Source organism: Thermogladius calderae 1633 (genome assembly GCF_000264495.1).
Classification (GTDB): domain Archaea; phylum Thermoproteota; class Thermoprotei_A; order Sulfolobales; family Desulfurococcaceae; genus Thermogladius; species Thermogladius calderae.
Map to the genome: position 1 here is coordinate 26,253 of NC_017954.1, position 16,637 is coordinate 42,889.

The following is a 16,637-nucleotide window of genomic DNA, read 5'->3' on the forward strand; positions in this document are numbered from 1 at the left end:
TGTAATAGGTAGCTACCCTAATAAGCTCTAGCCCCCACTTGTCTTGGACAAATTGAACGGCTTCCCCTCGTAGACTACGTGGCTGGGGAGCTTGTCTCTATAGGTCTCCAGGAATTTGAGGTCTGACTCGGCCTTCCTCTTCTTGTCCGGCAACAAGTAGACTATACCGTTCTTGATCGGGTACCACCTGCCACAGCTAGGACAGTAAAGAACGCCCGTCTTGATGCCTACTCTTAAACACTTGTCGCACGGGTACTGCTCTCCTTTGACTACGGGCTTGTTCAAGTAGGCACAGTAATTACGGCATATAGGGAACTCCAGCCCCGTGGTGTCGACGTCTTGCTCCTCCGTCTCTATTACCACTAGCTGGAGAGGGTGGTGTTTACACTCGACGCACCGTATAAAGTCTACGCCCCAGTAACGCATCATGTTCTCTCGCCCGCTACCTCGCCGATGATCTTCTCTATCCTCTCAACTATCTCCCTAGCTTTACTCTCGCTTTCCGCCTCGAGCATTACTCTGAGGAGGGGCTCTGTGCCGCTTGGACGGACGAGAACCCAGTAGCCTCTGCTAATCACCTTGACGCCGTCTACGGTTATCTGCCTCTCGTTCTTGAACTCCTCCTTCACCCTTTCAACTACTTTCAGAGCAGTCTCTCTGTCCATACTGTACTTTTTCTTCAAGACGTAGACCTTGGGAAGCATGCCGTACAGCTCGCTAGGTTTAGCCCTGAGCCTCGCGAGCATCTCGAGGAACAACGCCATAGTCATCCCACCGTCCCTAACGTACTGGTGCGGGGGGTACATGAACCCGCCGTTCTCCTCGAACCCGCACAACACGTCCTGGTGCTTCTTCATCTCGTGGGCTATGTCGACACTCCCAACCTTCAACCACACCACACTGACGCCCAGGGGCCTAAGCACGTCTTCGATCATGGTACTACTAGAGACCGCCGTGAAGACCTTAGACCCCTTCTCGCCCCGCTCCTTCTTCAGGTAGTAGGCTAAGAGCGTGGCCGTCCTGTCCCCCCACTGCACCACCCCGTTTTCGCCTATTACTATGACCCTGTCCGCGTCGGCGTCGTGTGCAAACCCTGCTACGGCCCCGTAGTCCTTTACCAGCTTCGCAGTCTCCACGAGCGTCTCAGGCGTGGGCTCCGGGTTCCTGGCAGGGAAGAGGGGGTCTAGCGTGCCGTTTACGACCACGGCCTTGACGCCGAGCTTCATAGCGATCTTGGGGGTAGTCAAGGCGCCAACGCTGTTGACGGGGTCTACGACGATTTTGAAACCCGCCTTTGCTATGAGGTCTCTGTCAACGAGTTTGACGACACCATCCACGTATATGTCGTTACACACCCTGAACTCAACAACGTCGTTCACAACGCTCCTCCAGCTAGAGACCCTGAACTTGCTACTCAGGTAGATTTCTTCGATTTCGTCTTCGTGTTCCCTGGGTATCTCGACGCCGTCCGGCCCGATCACTTTTATCCCGTTGTACTCCGGTGGGTTGTGGCTAGCTGTGATCATCACGCCGCCGTCAAAACCCTCTTTTTTAACACAGTACTGGAGCGCTGGTGTCGGAGTGTAAGCGGCGTCGTATACTTTAACGCCCGCAGACAACAGACCCCCTATCACAATACTCTTGATCATGTCGCCTCCAGCCCTAGAGTCCCTGCCGATGACGACTCTAGACCCCTCTCCAAAGTAGCTGCCGATAGCCTGGGCCATCTTCAAGACGAACTCGGGTGTTAACGTCTCGTTGACTACGCCTCTAATCCCATCTGTACCGAAGTACCTGCCCAAGACCTACACCTAATGTTCAACCACTAATAAGAGGTGTTACCAAGTATTTTAATAAACTCTGATAGAACCCTAGGCTAGGAGTCCCCGATGTACGTGGTAGTGCTAGCGTCGCAGGGTTGCGGCGACCTAGCCGAGATAAAGAGGTACAAGAGCGCTAGGAAAGTACTCATGTATACTAGGGGCGTCGAGAGGCTTGTTAGGGGGTTGACGCGAAGTATAGACGAGGAGGTCGTGCTGGTGAAAGTTGGCGATTTTAGCGAGGAGAACATGCTCAAGCTCTACGTAATGTACCCACCGGAACTCGTTTTAAACTGCGATTGTTCATTTAAATTCACAGGCTACACCGAGCTCGTTAAATCAAGTGGTGTAGAAGAGGTCAATATCTGTCTTGACAATGCATAGACTCGTCATAGGGATAGACGAGGCGGGTAGAGGACCCTTAATCGGGGACATGGTCGTTACCGGCGTAGCCGTGTCTAGTAGTGTGATAAGTAGACTCGAGCAGCTCGGTGTCAGGGATAGCAAGACCTTGTCTCCTGGAGCAAGGTCCAAGGCGAGGGCCGCGGTCTTAAGCGAAGTTCCGGTGTCTTTCGTCTCGATCTACGTCCACGCCGCCGAAATAGATTCGAAGAACTTAAACACGGCTACGTTGGAAGCCGCCAAGAGAGTACTTCTCCTGGTCCGCGAGTTGGCGTGGAGAGGCGGGGAGGTCGAGATCTATGTCGACGAGATAAAAGGCGCGGAGTCCAAGCTGAGGCGTTTTTCCATGGAGCTCTACGGGGACAAGCTAGTGGTATTTGTCATGGAGCCGGAGGCCGACTCAAAGTACCCGGCGGTCTCCCTGGCGAGCATAATAGCCAAAACGCTTAGAGACGAGAGTATCCAGCCCGGTAGAGTCCTCTTCGGCGATTACGGTTCAGGTTACTCCGCTGACCCGAAGACGGTTAAGTGGGTGACCGAGTACTCTAAGGTAAGCCCGCCACCGCTCATAGTGAGAAGGAAGTGGAGGAACTTGGAGAGGCTCGCCCCCTCATGGTGGAAGAAGAGTGCTAGAAGCCTCCTCGACTACGTTAAGAGGGGTGAGGCCTAGATGGTGACGAACCTCCCAGCCGAGGCCAAGGCCAAGTGGCTGAAAGTACTCGAGGCTAGAACCCTAGAGGAAAAGATCAAAGCCCTCGAAGAGTTCCTGTCCGCTGTTCCTAAGCACAAGGGGACCGAGAACCTAAGGGAGTGGGCTACTAAAAGACTGGCCGAGCTGAGAGACGAGCTCGAGGAGAGGAAGAGAAAGGCGACCAGGCGGGGGGTAAGCTTCCTCGTAGAGAAGGAGGGGGCTGCCCAGGTAGTACTCGTTGGGCTGCCTAACTCAGGTAAGAGCCTTTTAGTCCACAAACTGACAGGTGCTAGAACAAGAGTCTCCGAAGTACCCTTCTCTACAACGTTCCCCCAGGTAGGCATGTTGAGGTACGAAGACATATACTTCCAGCTGGTCGATACCCCACCGGTATTACCGGGTAAAGGCCCGTACAACACCAAGGTCATGGGCCTCTGCCGAAACGCTGACTTGATCCTACTGGTTCTAGACGCTACTAGGGACGTCGTAGGCGACTACCTGACGTTGAGAAAGGAGCTGGAGTCGGCTGGGATACTCCTTTCGAGGCCTAGGGGGAGGGTGGAGATCGAGAGGTTCAAGACCGGGAAAGTAGGTATAAGGGTGACCATGATGGGCGAACTAGTTAACGCCACCGTCGAGGACGTAAAGAAACTCCTGGCGTCCTACAACATCTACAACGCACACGTCAAGATCATGGGTAGCGTAAGCCTTGACGACGTCGAGCACGCGATCTTCGGAAACGTCCTATATAAGCCCTCGGTCACCGTGGTTAACAAGATCGATCTCGGCGGTAATGCAGTCGTCCAGGAGCTGGTGAGCAAGGCCGGCGTTCCAGGCGTAGTCGTAGGGGTGTCAGCACTGACCGGTGAGGGCCTCGACAAGCTGGGCGAGCTGATCTTCAGGGAGCTAGAGATAATCCGCGTCTACACAAAGTCTCCTCATGGAGGGGTCTCGAATAAACCGCTCATCCTCAAGAGAGGGGCGACAGTACTAGACGTCGCCAGGCGTGTCCACGAGGACTTTGTTAAGAACTTCCACTACGCCAGAATATGGGGTCCCTCATCTAAGTACCCCGGCGAGAAAGTCGGGCTCGACCACGTATTAATGGACAAGGACGTGGTCGAGATCCACCTCAAAGACTGATATCGGAGACGTTGCGCTGTCCTGGGTCATCGGCTCGTCTACCCCTGAGCCGATCACGAGCTCAAGAGGCATGACTCGCTTCATCGCCTCACCAATAATTCTCTGCAAGGGGGTTTATGAACTAAGCTCACGTGGCTCCGTGTTGCTCATACCATATCTTGTAGGCCTCGATCATCTTCGGCGATATGCTTGGCTTCCTTCTGTTGATCACCTGCACGAAGTCCTCCATAGTGAGCCTCCTCTCGACACTGCCCGAGGCCTTCCCGTCTTGTCTCTCGTTCAGCTCCTCCGCGATGTTGTTCTGAACCTCTTTCACGATAGAGGCAATATCAGCGGAGCTGTATCCCTCGGTCATTTCGGCCAGCTTGTCTAAGTCCAGCTCGTCGGCTTTGTAAACGCTAGAGAGCTTGTCGATATAGTACTTGAAGAGTGCCTTCCTGACTTCCCTATCCGGCGGCGGGACGTATACCCTCTTCTCGAACCTCCTGATGAAGCCTATGTCGAGTTTCCACGGCTTGTTCGTGGCACCAATCACAAACAGGGGTAGCTTACTGTTTTCTTTCTCCTTTAAACCGTCCATCTCCATCAAGAACTGGTTCCGCATCCTCTTCTCGCCGCCGACCTCGTCGCTGTACTCTTGGAACAGACCGTCTACTTCGTCGATGAAGATGATAACCGGGGTACCGCTAGAGGCGATCTCCCTAGCCTTATTGAATACCTTAGCTACGTTCTTCTCCGACTCTCCGAGCCACTTGCTCATGATTGTCGCAGGGCTCACGTTTATGAGCGCCGCGTTTATCTCGTTGGCTAGCGCAATGGATATCTCGGTCTTCCCACAGCCAGGGGGGCCGAATAGGAGTATGCCTTTAGGCCACCCAAGCGGGTACAGGTGTGGCGTCTTTACAGGGTAGATGACAGCCCTCTTCAAGGCCTTCTTCACGTCTTCCAGGTCGACTAGGTCGTCGAACTTCTTCTTGTTACTCCTCTTGTCCGGCATCAAGATTTCTACGTCGTCTTTAGAGACGTCTCCAGGTGAGCCCCCAGCAGCGCTAGCCTTTTCCATGTGCTTCTCCAGTATCTCGATCCTAAGCTTGTACTTGGCGATCAAGTCCTTGTAGAAGTCTGCAAGCGAGTTGTCCGGGTAGAGCGATAAGTACTTGGAGAAGAGCTCGATAGCGGCCTTGTAATACTTTATAGCCTTCTCGTACTCCCCCTTCTTGTCCAGCTCGACCGCGAGCCTAGCGTACTCGGTGCCTTTCTCGACTAAGTAGTGCATGGCCATCGAGGCCACCCCCGATGAAAAAGGGAGTCAACTTAATATCGCTTAACCTTGATTATCCCCTTCTCCTCTAGGTACCTCAGTGCTTCGAAGACCTTTTCCTTGCTCACCCTAAACTTAGACGTAAAGGAGGACAGGTCTAAGATCCCGCCGCTACCCCTCAACTCGTCGAGCACCCACTGAGCAACAACGTTTGTAGGGACAGGCGCCTCCACGGCCACGTCTCTTTTTTCTACGCGACCTTGCCTACTTGGGAGAGGCGTCTCCGTGGGTGGGAGAGGCGGTAACTGAGCGGGAGCGGCCGTTTTCGCGTCCGCTTGCACCTCCTGAACTTGCTTCTTAGGTAACGGTAAGGTTAGCGTAGATGTTCCCAGGTTGGAAACCGCTATTATACTGGAGACCTTCCTTTCGACCTCGTTGAGCATGGTCGTCAGTTCGGGCGCTATCCTCTCTACTTCGGGCCTTAAGTCTTGTAACTCCCTTATGACCTCTGGCAACATCTTCATGGGCTCTTCGACGAGTGTTAGTGTCTCAAGCCTATACCTCACCCTGAGGAGGTCGTAGGTGACCTTCTCGAATATGGCCATTAGACTAGATATATGCTTTATTTCCTCGTCGAAAATCGCTTGGAACTCTGTCTTCCCGTCCTGGGCTGCCATCTTAGACCTCTTCGCGTGCTCGTCTACGACAGCTTTAAGGCTCCTCTTCGAGGACTCCAGGCTGTTGATCATCCTCTCTAGTATGACTATGGCGTCGTACAGATTTTTGGTTGTGGGGTCTTTGGGTTTCAAGGCCCATATTATCCTAGACAGCAAGCCTCCCCGGGCCACAGCACTAGACATGGACAAGCTTAACACCCTGCCGTTGAAGATATGGCTTTAGGAAGGCTTTTAAAAAACCGTCGGAGTCTTATCCCGTTATTACTAGCCGCTCTCGATCACTACAACTGGCATGGGCTGGCCAGAGGGCTGTTGCTGGGGTTGGGGAACAGGGGTCGTCTTAATGGAGAGGTCTACGGGCTGGCTCTCTAACGCCTCTATCTTGTCCAAGTGTTGCTTGACGCTCTCCTTCTCCATATCGCAACTTTCTAGGTGTCTCCTGATCTGCTCGCTCGCGGCCTTGTAGGCTTTCTCAGGTATCTCACCCGAGAGGTAGCTCACCTTGATACTCGTCATGGCCTTCTCTAGCTCGAGTATCGTGTCCTCTAGCTCGTGTATCCTCTTTCTGAGCATTTCCTTCACGTTCTTGGCGTCTTCCTTCACCTTCATCAGGCTCTCGTCAAGGGACTTCTTGAAAGAGTCGTAGGCGTGTTTCGGTAAGTCCTTCCTAGCGTTGAGCTCCTCAAGTGCCGCTATCCTTTTCTTAAGCCTCAAAATCCTGTTCTCGAGCTGAACGGCCATGAACTCCCACTCAGGTACTAGGACTATGTTTCCGTTCTCGAACCTGAACCTCTCTATGTCTACCTGCTTGAACTCCACATCGCCGAGGCTAACCTCCAGCGACTTCACTTTACCGTCCGCGTCACTGTAGAAACCGATTACGTAACCAAGCCTTCTACCATAAGGGTCTACAACCGGCTTACCTAGGTACTCGTCGATCTGGTCCACTGTTATCTCCATACTAACACCTCTCGACCGACCAGTTATCCTTATGAGATCCGTTATAAACAACCGGGCTGAAAGGGGGCTAGAGCGGTAATAGAACCCGAGGCCCCTTCAGAAGCCTGGTGCCTGGCATCGCCGCTCGGCGTCCCACGCTTTTAACCGTCATCATCAAAATAGCGTAAGAGCCTCCCTCTTTTTAAATCTAACAACCCGACTCTATGGAGGGGATTGGCATGGGGCTAGGAGTAGCGTCCCAGGTATTCAGTGGTGTAGCTAACGCGCTATCAGGAGCCGGAGGAGTAGGGGCAGTACTGTTCTTCGTAGGGCTGGCAATAATACTGGTCATAGCACTGTCACTGCTAGTAGTAGGAATCGTGAGACTAATCAAGGCACTACCAAACATGACCGTGAGCGGGTTCCTCAAACTAATGGTGGTAACAGCCGCTGTCTTGATCGTCCTAGGGCTAATCCTACCATGATTTTTTACAGCTAGGGCTTCCTCGGAAATACAGTGAAGCCCGGGTATTCCGGCTTTTCGACCTCTTCTTCTATCTCCAGTAACCTGTTATACTTGGCTGTCCTTTCACCTCTGGCTGGCGCTCCCGTCTTTATAAGCCCGGCTCTTACGCCAACAGCGATATCGGAGATGGTCGTGTCCTCGGTCTCTCCACTCCTGTGGCTTATTATAGTCCTGTAGCCCGCAGTCTTCGCCATGTCCACAACCGTGAATGTCTCGCTCAGTGTACCCACTTGGTTTACTTTGACTAATATGGCGTTAGCGGCTCTTGTAGCAATACCCCTGCTGAGCCTTTCCGGGTTTGTCACGAACAGGTCGTCGCCGACGATTAGGATCTTAGAGCCAAACTCGCTCGTAAACCTCGCGAACGTCTCGAAATCCTCCTCGTGGAACGGGTCCTCGATGCTGACTATCGGGTAGTCGCTTACCAGCCCAGCATAGTACTCTAGCAGCTTATCGCTCGTGAGCTCGACTCCCTCAACAACATAAACGCCCTTGCCCTGCTTGAACAGCCTAGAGCTCGCCACGTCGAGGGCCAGGGCGATCTGGTCGCCTGGGCTGTAGCCTGCTGCTTTTATGGCCTCTATTAAGAGGTCTAGCGCGTCTCTAGTCCTCTCTAGTGGTGGCGCGAAACCGCCCTCGTCTCCCACGTTTATAGCCAACGGCCCGAACTTGTTCTTCAGTATGTTCTTAAGCTCGTGGTATACCTCAACGCTCGCTCTAAGAGCGTCACTGAAGCTGGTGAACCCGGCGGGGACGATCATGAACTCCTGGAAGTCGAGTTTGTTACCGGCGTGAACTCCTCCGTTTATTATGTTGAGCATGGGGACCGGGAGTACGTTCGCCTGCTTACCACCAATGTACTGGTAGAGGGGTACTTCCATGGTGTGAGCTGCCGCCTTCGCGACCGCTATACTGGTAGCGACTATAGCGTTGCCGCCAATTCTCGCTTTGTTCTTCGTACCGTCGATCTCGACCATCTTCATGTCGATCTCGTACTGTTTTCTAGAGTCCATCCCTATGATCACGGGGGCTATCATCTTGTTGACGTTCTCGACCGCTCTCTTAACGCCTTTACCGTGGAACTCCTTACCGCCGTCTCTTAGCTCGAGAGCCTCGTGTGTCCCGGTGGACGCGCCGCTGGGCGCGTAACCCACGCCTACGCCAAGGCCCTCTGTTACAACCTTCACCTGGACTGTTGGGTTCCCCCTGCTGTCGAGGACCCACCTACCCCTGACACTCTTTATTAGGAACGCCTCGTCATACTCTGAGTGGTAAACTAAGTGCACTACACTCACCCCAGAGGAGTACGCTATGTTTCCAGCTATGGTCTTAGAAGTAATAACTTTAACTCTAGTAATGGTAGCTTACGTCCTGTTCACCATTTACTCCTACGAGAAGATAAAGAACAGGGCTATCTACGTGGCATACCCGTCTACTCTCCTGTACCTAGCACTTGTCGTGGTGTCGGCCAGGAGAGGGGAAGTTGCCTTCCCCGTCCTAGTGGGCCTCGCTGTAGTCATGGTCTACTTGTTATCGGTTAAGCTGACCCGAGGGTTGGCATCACTGTTATTAACTCCATTACTCCTATACTTAGCATTAATCCTAGCATTAAGGGGTTAGTTATGAGTAAGCAGTTGACATGCCCCAGGTGCGGGAGCACTGACGTCGTGGTCGAGAAGACGTGGCAACTGGTATCACCGTTACCGGACAGCGCTGGTAGGATAACGATAACCGTCATGGGCATGGTCAAGTGTAATAGGTGTGGGCACAGGTGGAGGGCAACGATCAGCAAGCTGAAGGTCGGTGGGAGTAGTGTCGAGATCGAGGGCGGTAAGAGGTTCGAGGAGAAAGAGGAGAGGAAACCCAAAGAGATAGTGCTCGACATAGACGAAATCCTCCGCGAGGAAGGGCCTTGAGAGGTCTAGCCCGAGCTGTTCTTAAAGCCCTGACACTTGTACTGGTAGTCGCCGTCTTCACACAACTACTCCTGTACTTGATGAACAACTCGCAGACTACGGTAGCCGTTGTAGAAGGCTCGAGCATGTACCCTCTTATGAGAGAAGGTGACCTCGTATTCGCCTACCGCCCACCGCCCAAAGACATCAGGGTCGGCGACGTCGTCATCTACAGGGTTTACAACAAGCTGATTATACACAGGGTGATAGATGTCAGAGTAAAGAACGGGGAGTACTACTACGTTACACAGGGCGATAACAATCCTATACCAGACTACATATACTTCGACGTCGTCGACGGGGTCCCTGTAGGAGTGTCCTACAGCAGGATCGTCGGGGTGGTCCTCTCAGTGGAAGGGCACACGTTTAAGATCCCGTACTTGGGTTACCTCGCGATATGGTACCACGAGCTAGTCAAGTACTAGGACACTCCCTTTAAGGACGGCCTCGGCTACCTCCTTAACCCACTTACCGGTAGACCTAGACTCCGCCACCCGCTTCAAGTAGTCGCGGAAGGAGACGCCCTCTCTCCTCGACCACTCTTGGTAGCCTTCCTTTAACCTCCTATACGCCTCGAAGTGGTATCTACACATGTTGCCGGACAACGCCTGCCTACCGCATATTACGCACTTGCTGGCCGGGGCGATCATGCCGAGCCTTATTGCCAGCTCCTTTCCGACACCGCTTTTCCTCGGCTCGAATTTCTCGATCAGCGAAGACAGCGTCTGTTTGGCCTTCTCGACCACAAGGCTGCGAGAAGTCTTACCTACTCTTATGTCCTCAAGGGACTTCTCGAACTCCCTTGTCAGCTCTACTTTAGTCAGCTCGGGGAAGAACTCCCCTATGACTTCGATCACCCCGAGGCCCAAGTCTGTTATCTCGACCCCCCTGGAGCTCATCTTTAAGTAACCCCTGTAAAATAGCGTCTCGATAATTCTAGCCCTTGTAGACTCGGTCCCTATCTCAACAGACTCCATCCACTTGAGAATGCTCATCTTTGTAGGCCTATTGGGGGGCTTACTCGACATTTTCTTCAAGTCGACTTCGACAACTCTCACCAACTCCCCTTTCCTGAATGAGGGGATCCTCGTCTCCCTGGGTGTGTGGAAGTAGTAGTACAATAGCCACCCTTTCCTGACGAGGTACTGTCCCTCGCTATAGAACGTCTCGCCCGGGACGCCGGCGGAGAAAACGACCCGCTGCCTCACAATCTCGTAGGGGCGGCTGAAAACCGCCAGGAACCTCCTGACAACCAGGTCGTAAACTTTGAGCATGTCTGGAGGTAGGTTGTGCGGGGGCTTGACACCTGTCGGGTATATTGCAGGGTGTGCCGGGTCTTCTTTAGGGCCCTCTCTCGGTTTCAGGCGACCGCCTGTCTCGGATAAGAGCTGGGCTACTAGGTACCTGTAAGCAGGGTTCTCGGCCAGTTGGTTTAGTATCATCCCGTAGTTCAGTGTAGGCGGGAGTTTCTGGCTGTTTGTACGGGGATAACTTATCAACGCCTCTAAGTACAGCCTCTCGGCGATCTCCTGTGTTTTGTACGGGCTGAAACCGTATATCCTGTACGCCTCCCCCTGTAGGTCGCCTAAGTTAAACGGGAACGGGGGAGGTACCGAGACCTTTTCCTCTACGTAGTCCTCGACTTGGACGTATTTCTTTTCTTTTATTATAGAGGCTACCCGGAGGGCTTCACTCTGGGTCTCGAATACTCCCTTCTCCCTCGAAGCACCGACTCTCGCGCTGTCTTTCTCGACTACTAGGCTGAGCGAGAAGATTGGGTACGGTATATGGAGGTTTCTCTCGGTCAACTGCTGGGCGACGTATGCTAGTGTTGGTGTCTGTACTCTTCCAGCACTAAGTATCACCCTTTTGCCCACAGCTCTCTCGACAGCTGACATCAGAGCCCTGCTTATGTTCACCCCCCACAGCCAGTCAAGTTCGTGCCTTGCTAGACCCGCCTCTATCATCTCGTAGTCCAGCCTAGTCAGCCTCTTAAACGACTCTCTTAGCTCCGCGGGTGTCAAGGACGAGAACTTCGCTCTGAGAGCCTTCTTTGGGTCCCCCAGGAACTTTATTATGAGGAAGCCTATGACCGAGCCCTCGATGTCGTAGTCACACGCATTGATGTAGTAGTCCCTACCCCTACAAGCCTCTATGAGCGCCTGGTAGAACTTCTTTATGTGGAGAGACCTCCTGTCTACCTCGAATGAAGGTGCCCACTCGTATGAGAAAACAGGGTAGCCGGAGAGCTTCGTTGATAGGTTGAAGATGTGCCCCGCCGCGCTTGCGACCGTCACCTCGAGACCGTTGCCCTTGTACACGTATAGGGGGACCCCCTGAACTGTTATCTTACGGTAGCTAGGCAGGACGGCCGACGCGATCTTGCTGGCCGCTTTAGGCTTCTCGGCTATGATGACTACCCTGCCTCTCAGCGACCACAGGTCTACGAACGACGTCACATAGTCCACCGTTCGGGTCGTCGGGGGGCTCCTGATCGCATCAGTACATGGTTATTTTATGGGATAGGGGCTGTTAAAGCGAGTAAGACCAGGTAGAGCGCTAGGTAGATGAAGTTGTGAGACTCGCTATACTGGTTAGCCGAGCCGGGGTGCTGGTACCTGCCGAAGAGGAGCTTGAACAGTAGGGCGATGATCCCTATCCACAGGTATATCCCGTAGAAGATTCCAAGCGTCATCAATAACGCGATGCTAGCCCAACCGACAAGGTCGTATAGAGAGGGCGACAAGTAGCTCCTGAGAACGTATCCGCCGTCTAATTGCCCTATTGGGATGAGGTTCAGGAACGTCACCAAGAAGACGATGTAGCTTATGAACGCGAGCGGGTGGACGAGTATAGTGTAGCCCTGGGGGACCATGAAGTACTCGAGTACCTGGAAGACCAGCGGGACCCCTGCGAGCGGGGAGGCCAAGCCTGCCTCGACCATTGACTGTGCTTGTTGAACGGTTAAGGGTTGCGATAAGAGGATTCCAAATGGTGCTATGACTAGGCCTGCTAAAAACCCGAAGAGGGGGCCTGAGATCCCTATTTGGGACAGGCTTTTCTTATCGGGTGGTATAGTCTTCATGTTTATGACGGCCCCAAAAGTGCCTATGAAGCCTAGTTGTATCGGGGGAGCCGGAATGAAGAACGGCCCCTCGATCAGCACACCGCTCCTCCTGCTCGCTAGAATGTGGCCGAACTCGTGAACAGCCAGGGCGACTATGAATATGATGGTGTAGGCAATACTCCAAGCGACAACGTCAGCCGTGACGGTGTAGAAGGACGCCGATAGACCGAGACCTGTAGCGAAGACTGTGACTACGGTAGCGAGCAAGAGAGGGATTTTCCACCTAGACCGCTTCCTGCTGAACGGTATAATCCTGAAAACCGGCTTCTCGGACTTCAACTGGACTGCCATGTAGCCTTTCTTTACCAGTTCACGGTATACCCTGTTAAAGAGCTCTTCGCTCAAGGGTTCTACAAGGATTACGTCTGCTACTTCGCCTAGACCGGGCGAGTAGTACGTGCTATAGCCTTCTACTCTGACTCCAGCTGTCGAGAATAGATTCAAGATATCGCTTAATGTCGTCTGTAATAAGCTTGTTGACTGGTACGAGCTCTGTGCTTCCATCAATGCCCCTCCTCTTAATAGACATTGGCAACAGTCCTCTTATTAACTCAGCTATGGCAATCGCGACAGGGTCTTTTATGGGGAAAGATGAAATGTCGAAAAGAGGAGGGGCGCCGTAGGCTAGCTGGAGCGCTCTAGCCCCTACAACGCGTGCCACTTCAAACCGCGTGAGCTTACTGTAGTAGAGCTTCTCCGTCTCAGACGTAGACATGTAGAAACACCGTATTTCCAATAAGCACTCAGCATAGAGAACTGGGATTGGTTATTTGGTTAAAAAATGTTTCCCTTAAAAGCTGGTCTTACCAGGCGAGGTCTCTTCCTCTTCTTTCTTCTCCTTCTTCTCTTCTTTCTTCAACGGGCTGGCGGCAATTATGTCGTCTATCTTCAGGATTGTCACCGCGGCTTCGGCAGCCGTCTTGATCATCGAGTTCTTCACGAGTAGCGGCTCAACGACGCTGATGGAGCTCATGTCCTCTCTCACGACGCCATTTATGACGTCAATCCCAGCGTTAACTTTGCCCTCGCTGTGGTATTGTCTCAGTTTCATTAGGGTCTCCAGCGGGTCTAGGCCGGCAGTCTCTGCTAGTATCAAAGGTATCTCCTCGAGGGCCGAGGCAAAAGCCTCTATAGCTAGTTGCTCCTTGCCCCCGATCTTGGCGGCGTAGTCCCTCAGCTTTAGAGCGACAGCTATCTCTGTGGCTCCGCCGCCTGGGACTATCTTAGGCACCCTCAACACGTTCCTCAGGACGTTGAGGGCGTCCTTCAAGCTCCTCTCTATCTCGTCGAGCACCATGTCGCTGGCTCCTCTTACCAGTATAGTGACCGCCTTCGGGTTCTTGCAGCCCTCTACGAACACCATCTTGTCGTTGCCCACTCTCCTCTCCTCTACTAGCGCGGCGTAGCCTAGGTCTTCGGGCTTCAGGTCCCTCACGCTACTGACGATCTTACCGCCCGTAGCTCTCTCGAGCTTCTCGAGGTCGCTCCTCTTCACCCTCCTGACTGCTAGTATACCCTTCTTAGCAAGGAAGTGCTGGGCAACCTCGTCAATACCCTTCTGAGTAATAACAACGTTAGCACCGGTAGACGCGATCTTCTCCACCATGTCTCTCAGTATCCTGGCCTCCTCCTCGATGAAAGCGTTCATGAGCTCGGGGCTAGTGATGTTTATCTTGGCGGTGATCTCGGGCTTCTCCACCTCGAGAGCTGCGTCTAGAAGGGCTATCTTCGCGTTCTCCACTCTCCTAGGCATACCAGGGTGTACGACCTCCTTGTCGAGGACGATACCGTACACCAGCTGGGTGTCGAGGACATTCCCGCCCTTCTTCTTCTCTATCTTGACGTCGTCGACCCTGAACTCGTATATCCCGTCGGGCTTCTTCTCTGCGACGGTCAAGGCCGCGTCTATCGCCATGTTCGTCAGCTTCTCGCTTACTAGTGGCCCACCAATGTACTTGCTTGCTATAGTGGTGGTGACCACCTTCTTGAGCGTCTCTCTATCAGAGGGGTCTACCTTGAGGGCGATCTCGTCTAGTATTCTGAGGGCCTCCTTGAGGGCCTTGGTGTATCCCTCAATTATAATTGTGGGGTGGATGTTCTGGTCTAGCAACTCCTCGGCCTTCCTAAGGAGTGCGCCTGCCAAGACGACCGCCGATGTCGTCCCGTCACCAACCTCGGCGTCCTGCGCTTTCGCGACCTCTACCAAAAGCTTAGCCGCTGGGTGCTGAACCTCCATTTCCTTCACTATTGTCGCGCCGTCGTTAGTGACGGTGACGTCGCCAAAGCTGTCCACGAGCATTTTGTCTAGTCCTCTCGGGCCCAGGCTAGTCTTCAGGACCTCGGCTAGAGCCCTAGCAGCCATGATGTTTGCTCTCAATGCCTCCCTTCCAACAGTCCTCTGCGAGCCCTCCTTCAGTATTAAGACTGGAATACCATACATTGCCATACTAGACTACCACCTGGGAACCAGTTCGCATAGAAGTGATGATATTACTTCTATATAAACCTTTCTCAGCGAGTTAATAAAGGTGGCGAAGGAGAGTAGAAACCAAGGGATTAAGCGTTGAGCGTCGAGCTGACGACCAGAGAGGAGCTCGAGCGGGCGCTATCCATTGAAGAGCCTGTGATTGTCGAGTACTACGACCCCGACGTAGAGGAGAGCAGGTTCTTCTCAGAGGTAATAAAGGAGTTGGGGAGAGTAGCCGACCCTAGGTTGCTTTTCTGCCGTGTGAACGTTAAACAGCACGAGGAGCTCGCCGACGGCATAGGAAGCGTGCCGGCAGTGAGAGTGTTTTACAAGAAGAGCGTCATCTTCGAACAGAAAGGGTGTTTCGGAGACCTCAAGCTCGACTTGATGGTTTTGAGGCGCGGGATTAGAGCCGTGTTCGAGAAGATCGACCTGCGTTTCAGGATCTAGAGGTCTCCTATATAGGTTGGCTTCTACCCTCGATCTCCTCCACGATCAGCGCGACCTCGTCCGACTTTAAGTATACCTGGAAGAGAACAGAGGGCTTGGAGGGCCTGTACAAGGGGTGGTAGACCCCGTCCTCCCCGACTAGCACGTATCCACGCTCGACAGCTAACCTGAGCTCGCCTACGCTCGCCGTCTTAACGAAGCTATTGAGTTTATTAGTGAAGTCAAGGGCGTCTCTAACGTACTTCTCTGTTACGACAGCCCCGCAGACAAGACAGGAATAGTCCGGCATTACAGAGTTAAAACCGCACTTAGGGCACTGTACTGGTGACCTGATCCCATACTTAGTCCAAAGGTACTGGAGGGTGGCGATCAGGTCCTCCCTCCCATACTCTTTAGCCAACTTGTATAGCCTGCTGACCTCGGCGACGGCCGCCCTGCCCCCACTGTAGACGATGTACTCGAGCTGCTCGCGTGTAGGTCTCTTTATCAGCTCAAGCATCTTTGCCGAAACGAGCTCGTCGACCTGGGGCTTAAACCTCTTGATCCTCCTGAGAACCGTGTCCACGTCTGGTTTAGAGGAGAGACCCTGTGTAACGAAGTCGAGCACTTCTAACACGATCTTCTTGGAGACTTCCTCGTCTAGGCCTAGTTGAGATAGCCCTAATGCATCGTTAACGTACCCGTACATCTTATCCAGCAGATCGCTCGCTTCGAAAGTCTTCTTCCTGGTAGCCTTACGCCTGGTCTTGGTTTCGGTCTTTTTCTTTTTTCCCTCCTCTTCCTCTGCAGACTCCTTTTTACGAGTTCTACGAGGAATGAGTACCCCCTACGAGTACTCCCTACTTGAAGACCGGCTCTCGAGGGCCCCGGAGTCTCTCTCCTCTATGTACTCGGAGATCAGGTAGCTGAGTATCAGCTTGGCTACTGAAGACCTCTTCCTAAGCTTCTCCAGTATTTTCAGGTATTTTTCTGTCCTGTTCTTTTTACCGGCTTTACGAGCGAGCCTCTTCACAATGAAGTTCAGTATGTCCTCGTACTCGGACTCTATGTCCACCTTGTCCTCGTAGTACTCCTCGATGATCTCCTCGATCATGTCGCCTAGGAGCTCATCGGTCATGTCCATCAAAGTGTCAAGAACCGATTGTCCGACCACTTCAATTGCGCCCCTGCTTCATAACA

General features: G+C 53.1%; 20 protein-coding genes. 8 read left to right on the forward strand and 12 right to left on the reverse strand.

Features of this window, described 5'->3' with window-relative positions:
- Positions 1-27: 27 nt before the first annotated feature.
- Together TCELL_RS00155 and glmM are read right to left on the reverse strand one after the other, a co-directional pair.
- Entirely contained in the window at positions 28-429 is a 402-nt protein-coding gene (locus TCELL_RS00155) for a Trm112 family protein (RefSeq protein ID WP_014736705.1), read from the reverse strand.
- A complete protein-coding gene (gene glmM, locus TCELL_RS00160; RefSeq protein ID WP_014736706.1) occupies positions 426-1,802 on the reverse strand; it encodes a phosphoglucosamine mutase in 1,377 nt (458 codons plus the stop codon). Before glmM ends, TCELL_RS00155 begins: the two co-directional genes overlap by 4 nt.
- An 87-nt stretch (positions 1,803-1,889) precedes the next feature.
- Between glmM and TCELL_RS00165 the strand changes: the two genes are divergently transcribed.
- The 3 genes from TCELL_RS00165 to TCELL_RS00175 are packed head-to-tail and all read left to right on the forward strand — an operon-like array spanning position 1,890 to position 4,056.
- On the forward strand, positions 1,890-2,204 hold the full coding sequence (locus TCELL_RS00165; RefSeq protein WP_014736707.1) for a hypothetical protein: 315 nt from the start codon (positions 1,890-1,892) through the stop codon (positions 2,202-2,204).
- Complete coding sequence (rnhB, locus tag TCELL_RS00170; protein WP_014736708.1) at positions 2,197-2,892, forward strand: ribonuclease HII; 696 nt, start codon at positions 2,197-2,199, stop codon at positions 2,890-2,892. Before TCELL_RS00165 ends, rnhB begins: the two co-directional genes overlap by 8 nt.
- On the forward strand, positions 2,893-4,056 hold the full coding sequence (locus tag TCELL_RS00175; protein ID WP_014736709.1) for an OBG GTPase family GTP-binding protein: 1,164 nt from the start codon (positions 2,893-2,895) through the stop codon (positions 4,054-4,056).
- Positions 4,057-4,183: 127 nt separating this feature from the next.
- On the opposite strand, the gene TCELL_RS00180 is transcribed toward TCELL_RS00175, so the two are convergent.
- The 3 genes from TCELL_RS00180 to TCELL_RS00190 form a co-directional block, all read right to left on the reverse strand.
- Positions 4,184-5,338: an AAA family ATPase gene (locus tag TCELL_RS00180; protein WP_048162763.1), complete on the reverse strand. Its 1,155-nt coding sequence runs from the start codon at positions 5,336-5,338 to the stop codon at positions 4,184-4,186.
- Positions 5,339-5,370: 32 nt separating this feature from the next.
- Positions 5,371-6,192 carry a Snf7 family protein gene (locus TCELL_RS00185; protein WP_238529021.1) on the reverse strand — a complete coding sequence of 274 codons (822 nt, stop codon included), beginning with the start codon at positions 6,190-6,192 and terminating at the stop codon, positions 5,371-5,373.
- Positions 6,193-6,258: 66 nt separating this feature from the next.
- Positions 6,259-6,954 (reverse strand): CdvA-like protein, encoded by a 696-nt coding sequence (locus TCELL_RS00190; protein ID WP_014736712.1) that lies wholly within the window; start codon positions 6,952-6,954, stop codon positions 6,259-6,261.
- A 218-nt stretch (positions 6,955-7,172) separates the two neighbouring features.
- Here TCELL_RS00190 and TCELL_RS00195 point away from each other — a divergent pair, with 218 nt between their 5' ends.
- Positions 7,173-7,418, forward strand: coding sequence for a hypothetical protein (locus TCELL_RS00195; RefSeq protein ID WP_157864665.1), 246 nt, complete (start codon positions 7,173-7,175; stop codon positions 7,416-7,418).
- Between the two features lie 10 nt (positions 7,419-7,428).
- Here the strand turns inward: TCELL_RS00195 and eno are convergent, their stop codons facing one another.
- Positions 7,429-8,745: a phosphopyruvate hydratase gene (gene eno / locus TCELL_RS00200; RefSeq protein WP_048162769.1), complete on the reverse strand. Its 1,317-nt coding sequence runs from the start codon at positions 8,743-8,745 to the stop codon at positions 7,429-7,431.
- 70 nt (positions 8,746-8,815) lie between these two features.
- Here eno and TCELL_RS00205 point away from each other — a divergent pair, with 70 nt between their 5' ends.
- From TCELL_RS00205 to TCELL_RS00215, 3 genes are read left to right on the forward strand one after another with little or no spacing between them, the layout of a single operon-like run.
- Positions 8,816-9,079, forward strand: a complete 264-nt coding sequence (locus TCELL_RS00205; protein WP_162097814.1) for a hypothetical protein — start codon at positions 8,816-8,818, stop codon at positions 9,077-9,079.
- 2 nt (positions 9,080-9,081) lie between these two features.
- Positions 9,082-9,375, forward strand: coding sequence for a zinc ribbon domain-containing protein (locus TCELL_RS00210; protein ID WP_014736716.1), 294 nt, complete (start codon positions 9,082-9,084; stop codon positions 9,373-9,375).
- Complete coding sequence (locus TCELL_RS00215; protein ID WP_014736717.1) at positions 9,372-9,839, forward strand: signal peptidase I; 468 nt, start codon at positions 9,372-9,374, stop codon at positions 9,837-9,839. The genes TCELL_RS00210 and TCELL_RS00215 overlap by 4 nt, the downstream gene beginning before the upstream one ends.
- On the opposite strand, the gene TCELL_RS00220 is transcribed toward TCELL_RS00215, so the two are convergent.
- The 4 genes from TCELL_RS00220 to thsA form a co-directional block, all read right to left on the reverse strand.
- Positions 9,825-11,873: a DNA topoisomerase I gene (locus TCELL_RS00220; protein WP_157864666.1), complete on the reverse strand. Its 2,049-nt coding sequence runs from the start codon at positions 11,871-11,873 to the stop codon at positions 9,825-9,827. The two genes, TCELL_RS00215 and TCELL_RS00220, sit on opposite strands and share 15 nt — an antisense overlap.
- Positions 11,874-11,929: 56 nt before the next feature.
- Positions 11,930-12,985 (reverse strand): site-2 protease family protein, encoded by a 1,056-nt coding sequence (locus TCELL_RS00225; protein WP_014736719.1) that lies wholly within the window; start codon positions 12,983-12,985, stop codon positions 11,930-11,932.
- Entirely contained in the window at positions 12,942-13,256 is a 315-nt protein-coding gene (locus TCELL_RS00230; RefSeq protein WP_014736720.1) for a DNA-directed RNA polymerase subunit K, read from the reverse strand. The genes TCELL_RS00225 and TCELL_RS00230 overlap by 44 nt, the downstream gene beginning before the upstream one ends.
- Before the next feature lie 75 nt (positions 13,257-13,331).
- Positions 13,332-14,987 (reverse strand): thermosome subunit alpha, encoded by a 1,656-nt coding sequence (gene thsA / locus TCELL_RS00235; protein ID WP_014736721.1) that lies wholly within the window; start codon positions 14,985-14,987, stop codon positions 13,332-13,334.
- Between the two features lie 117 nt (positions 14,988-15,104).
- On the opposite strand from thsA, the gene TCELL_RS00240 reads away from it, so the two are divergent.
- Positions 15,105-15,458, forward strand: a complete 354-nt coding sequence (locus TCELL_RS00240) for a thioredoxin family protein (RefSeq protein ID WP_014736722.1) — start codon at positions 15,105-15,107, stop codon at positions 15,456-15,458.
- A 7-nt stretch (positions 15,459-15,465) separates the two neighbouring features.
- Here the strand turns inward: TCELL_RS00240 and TCELL_RS00245 are convergent, their stop codons facing one another.
- The gene (locus TCELL_RS00245; RefSeq protein WP_014736723.1) at positions 15,466-16,146 is read right to left on the reverse strand and encodes a hypothetical protein; all 681 of its coding nucleotides are present in this window, start codon (positions 16,144-16,146) and stop codon (positions 15,466-15,468) included.
- A 138-nt stretch (positions 16,147-16,284) separates the two neighbouring features.
- A complete protein-coding gene (locus tag TCELL_RS00250; RefSeq protein ID WP_014736724.1) occupies positions 16,285-16,581 on the reverse strand; it encodes a hypothetical protein in 297 nt (98 codons plus the stop codon).
- Positions 16,582-16,637: the final 56 nt, after the last annotated feature.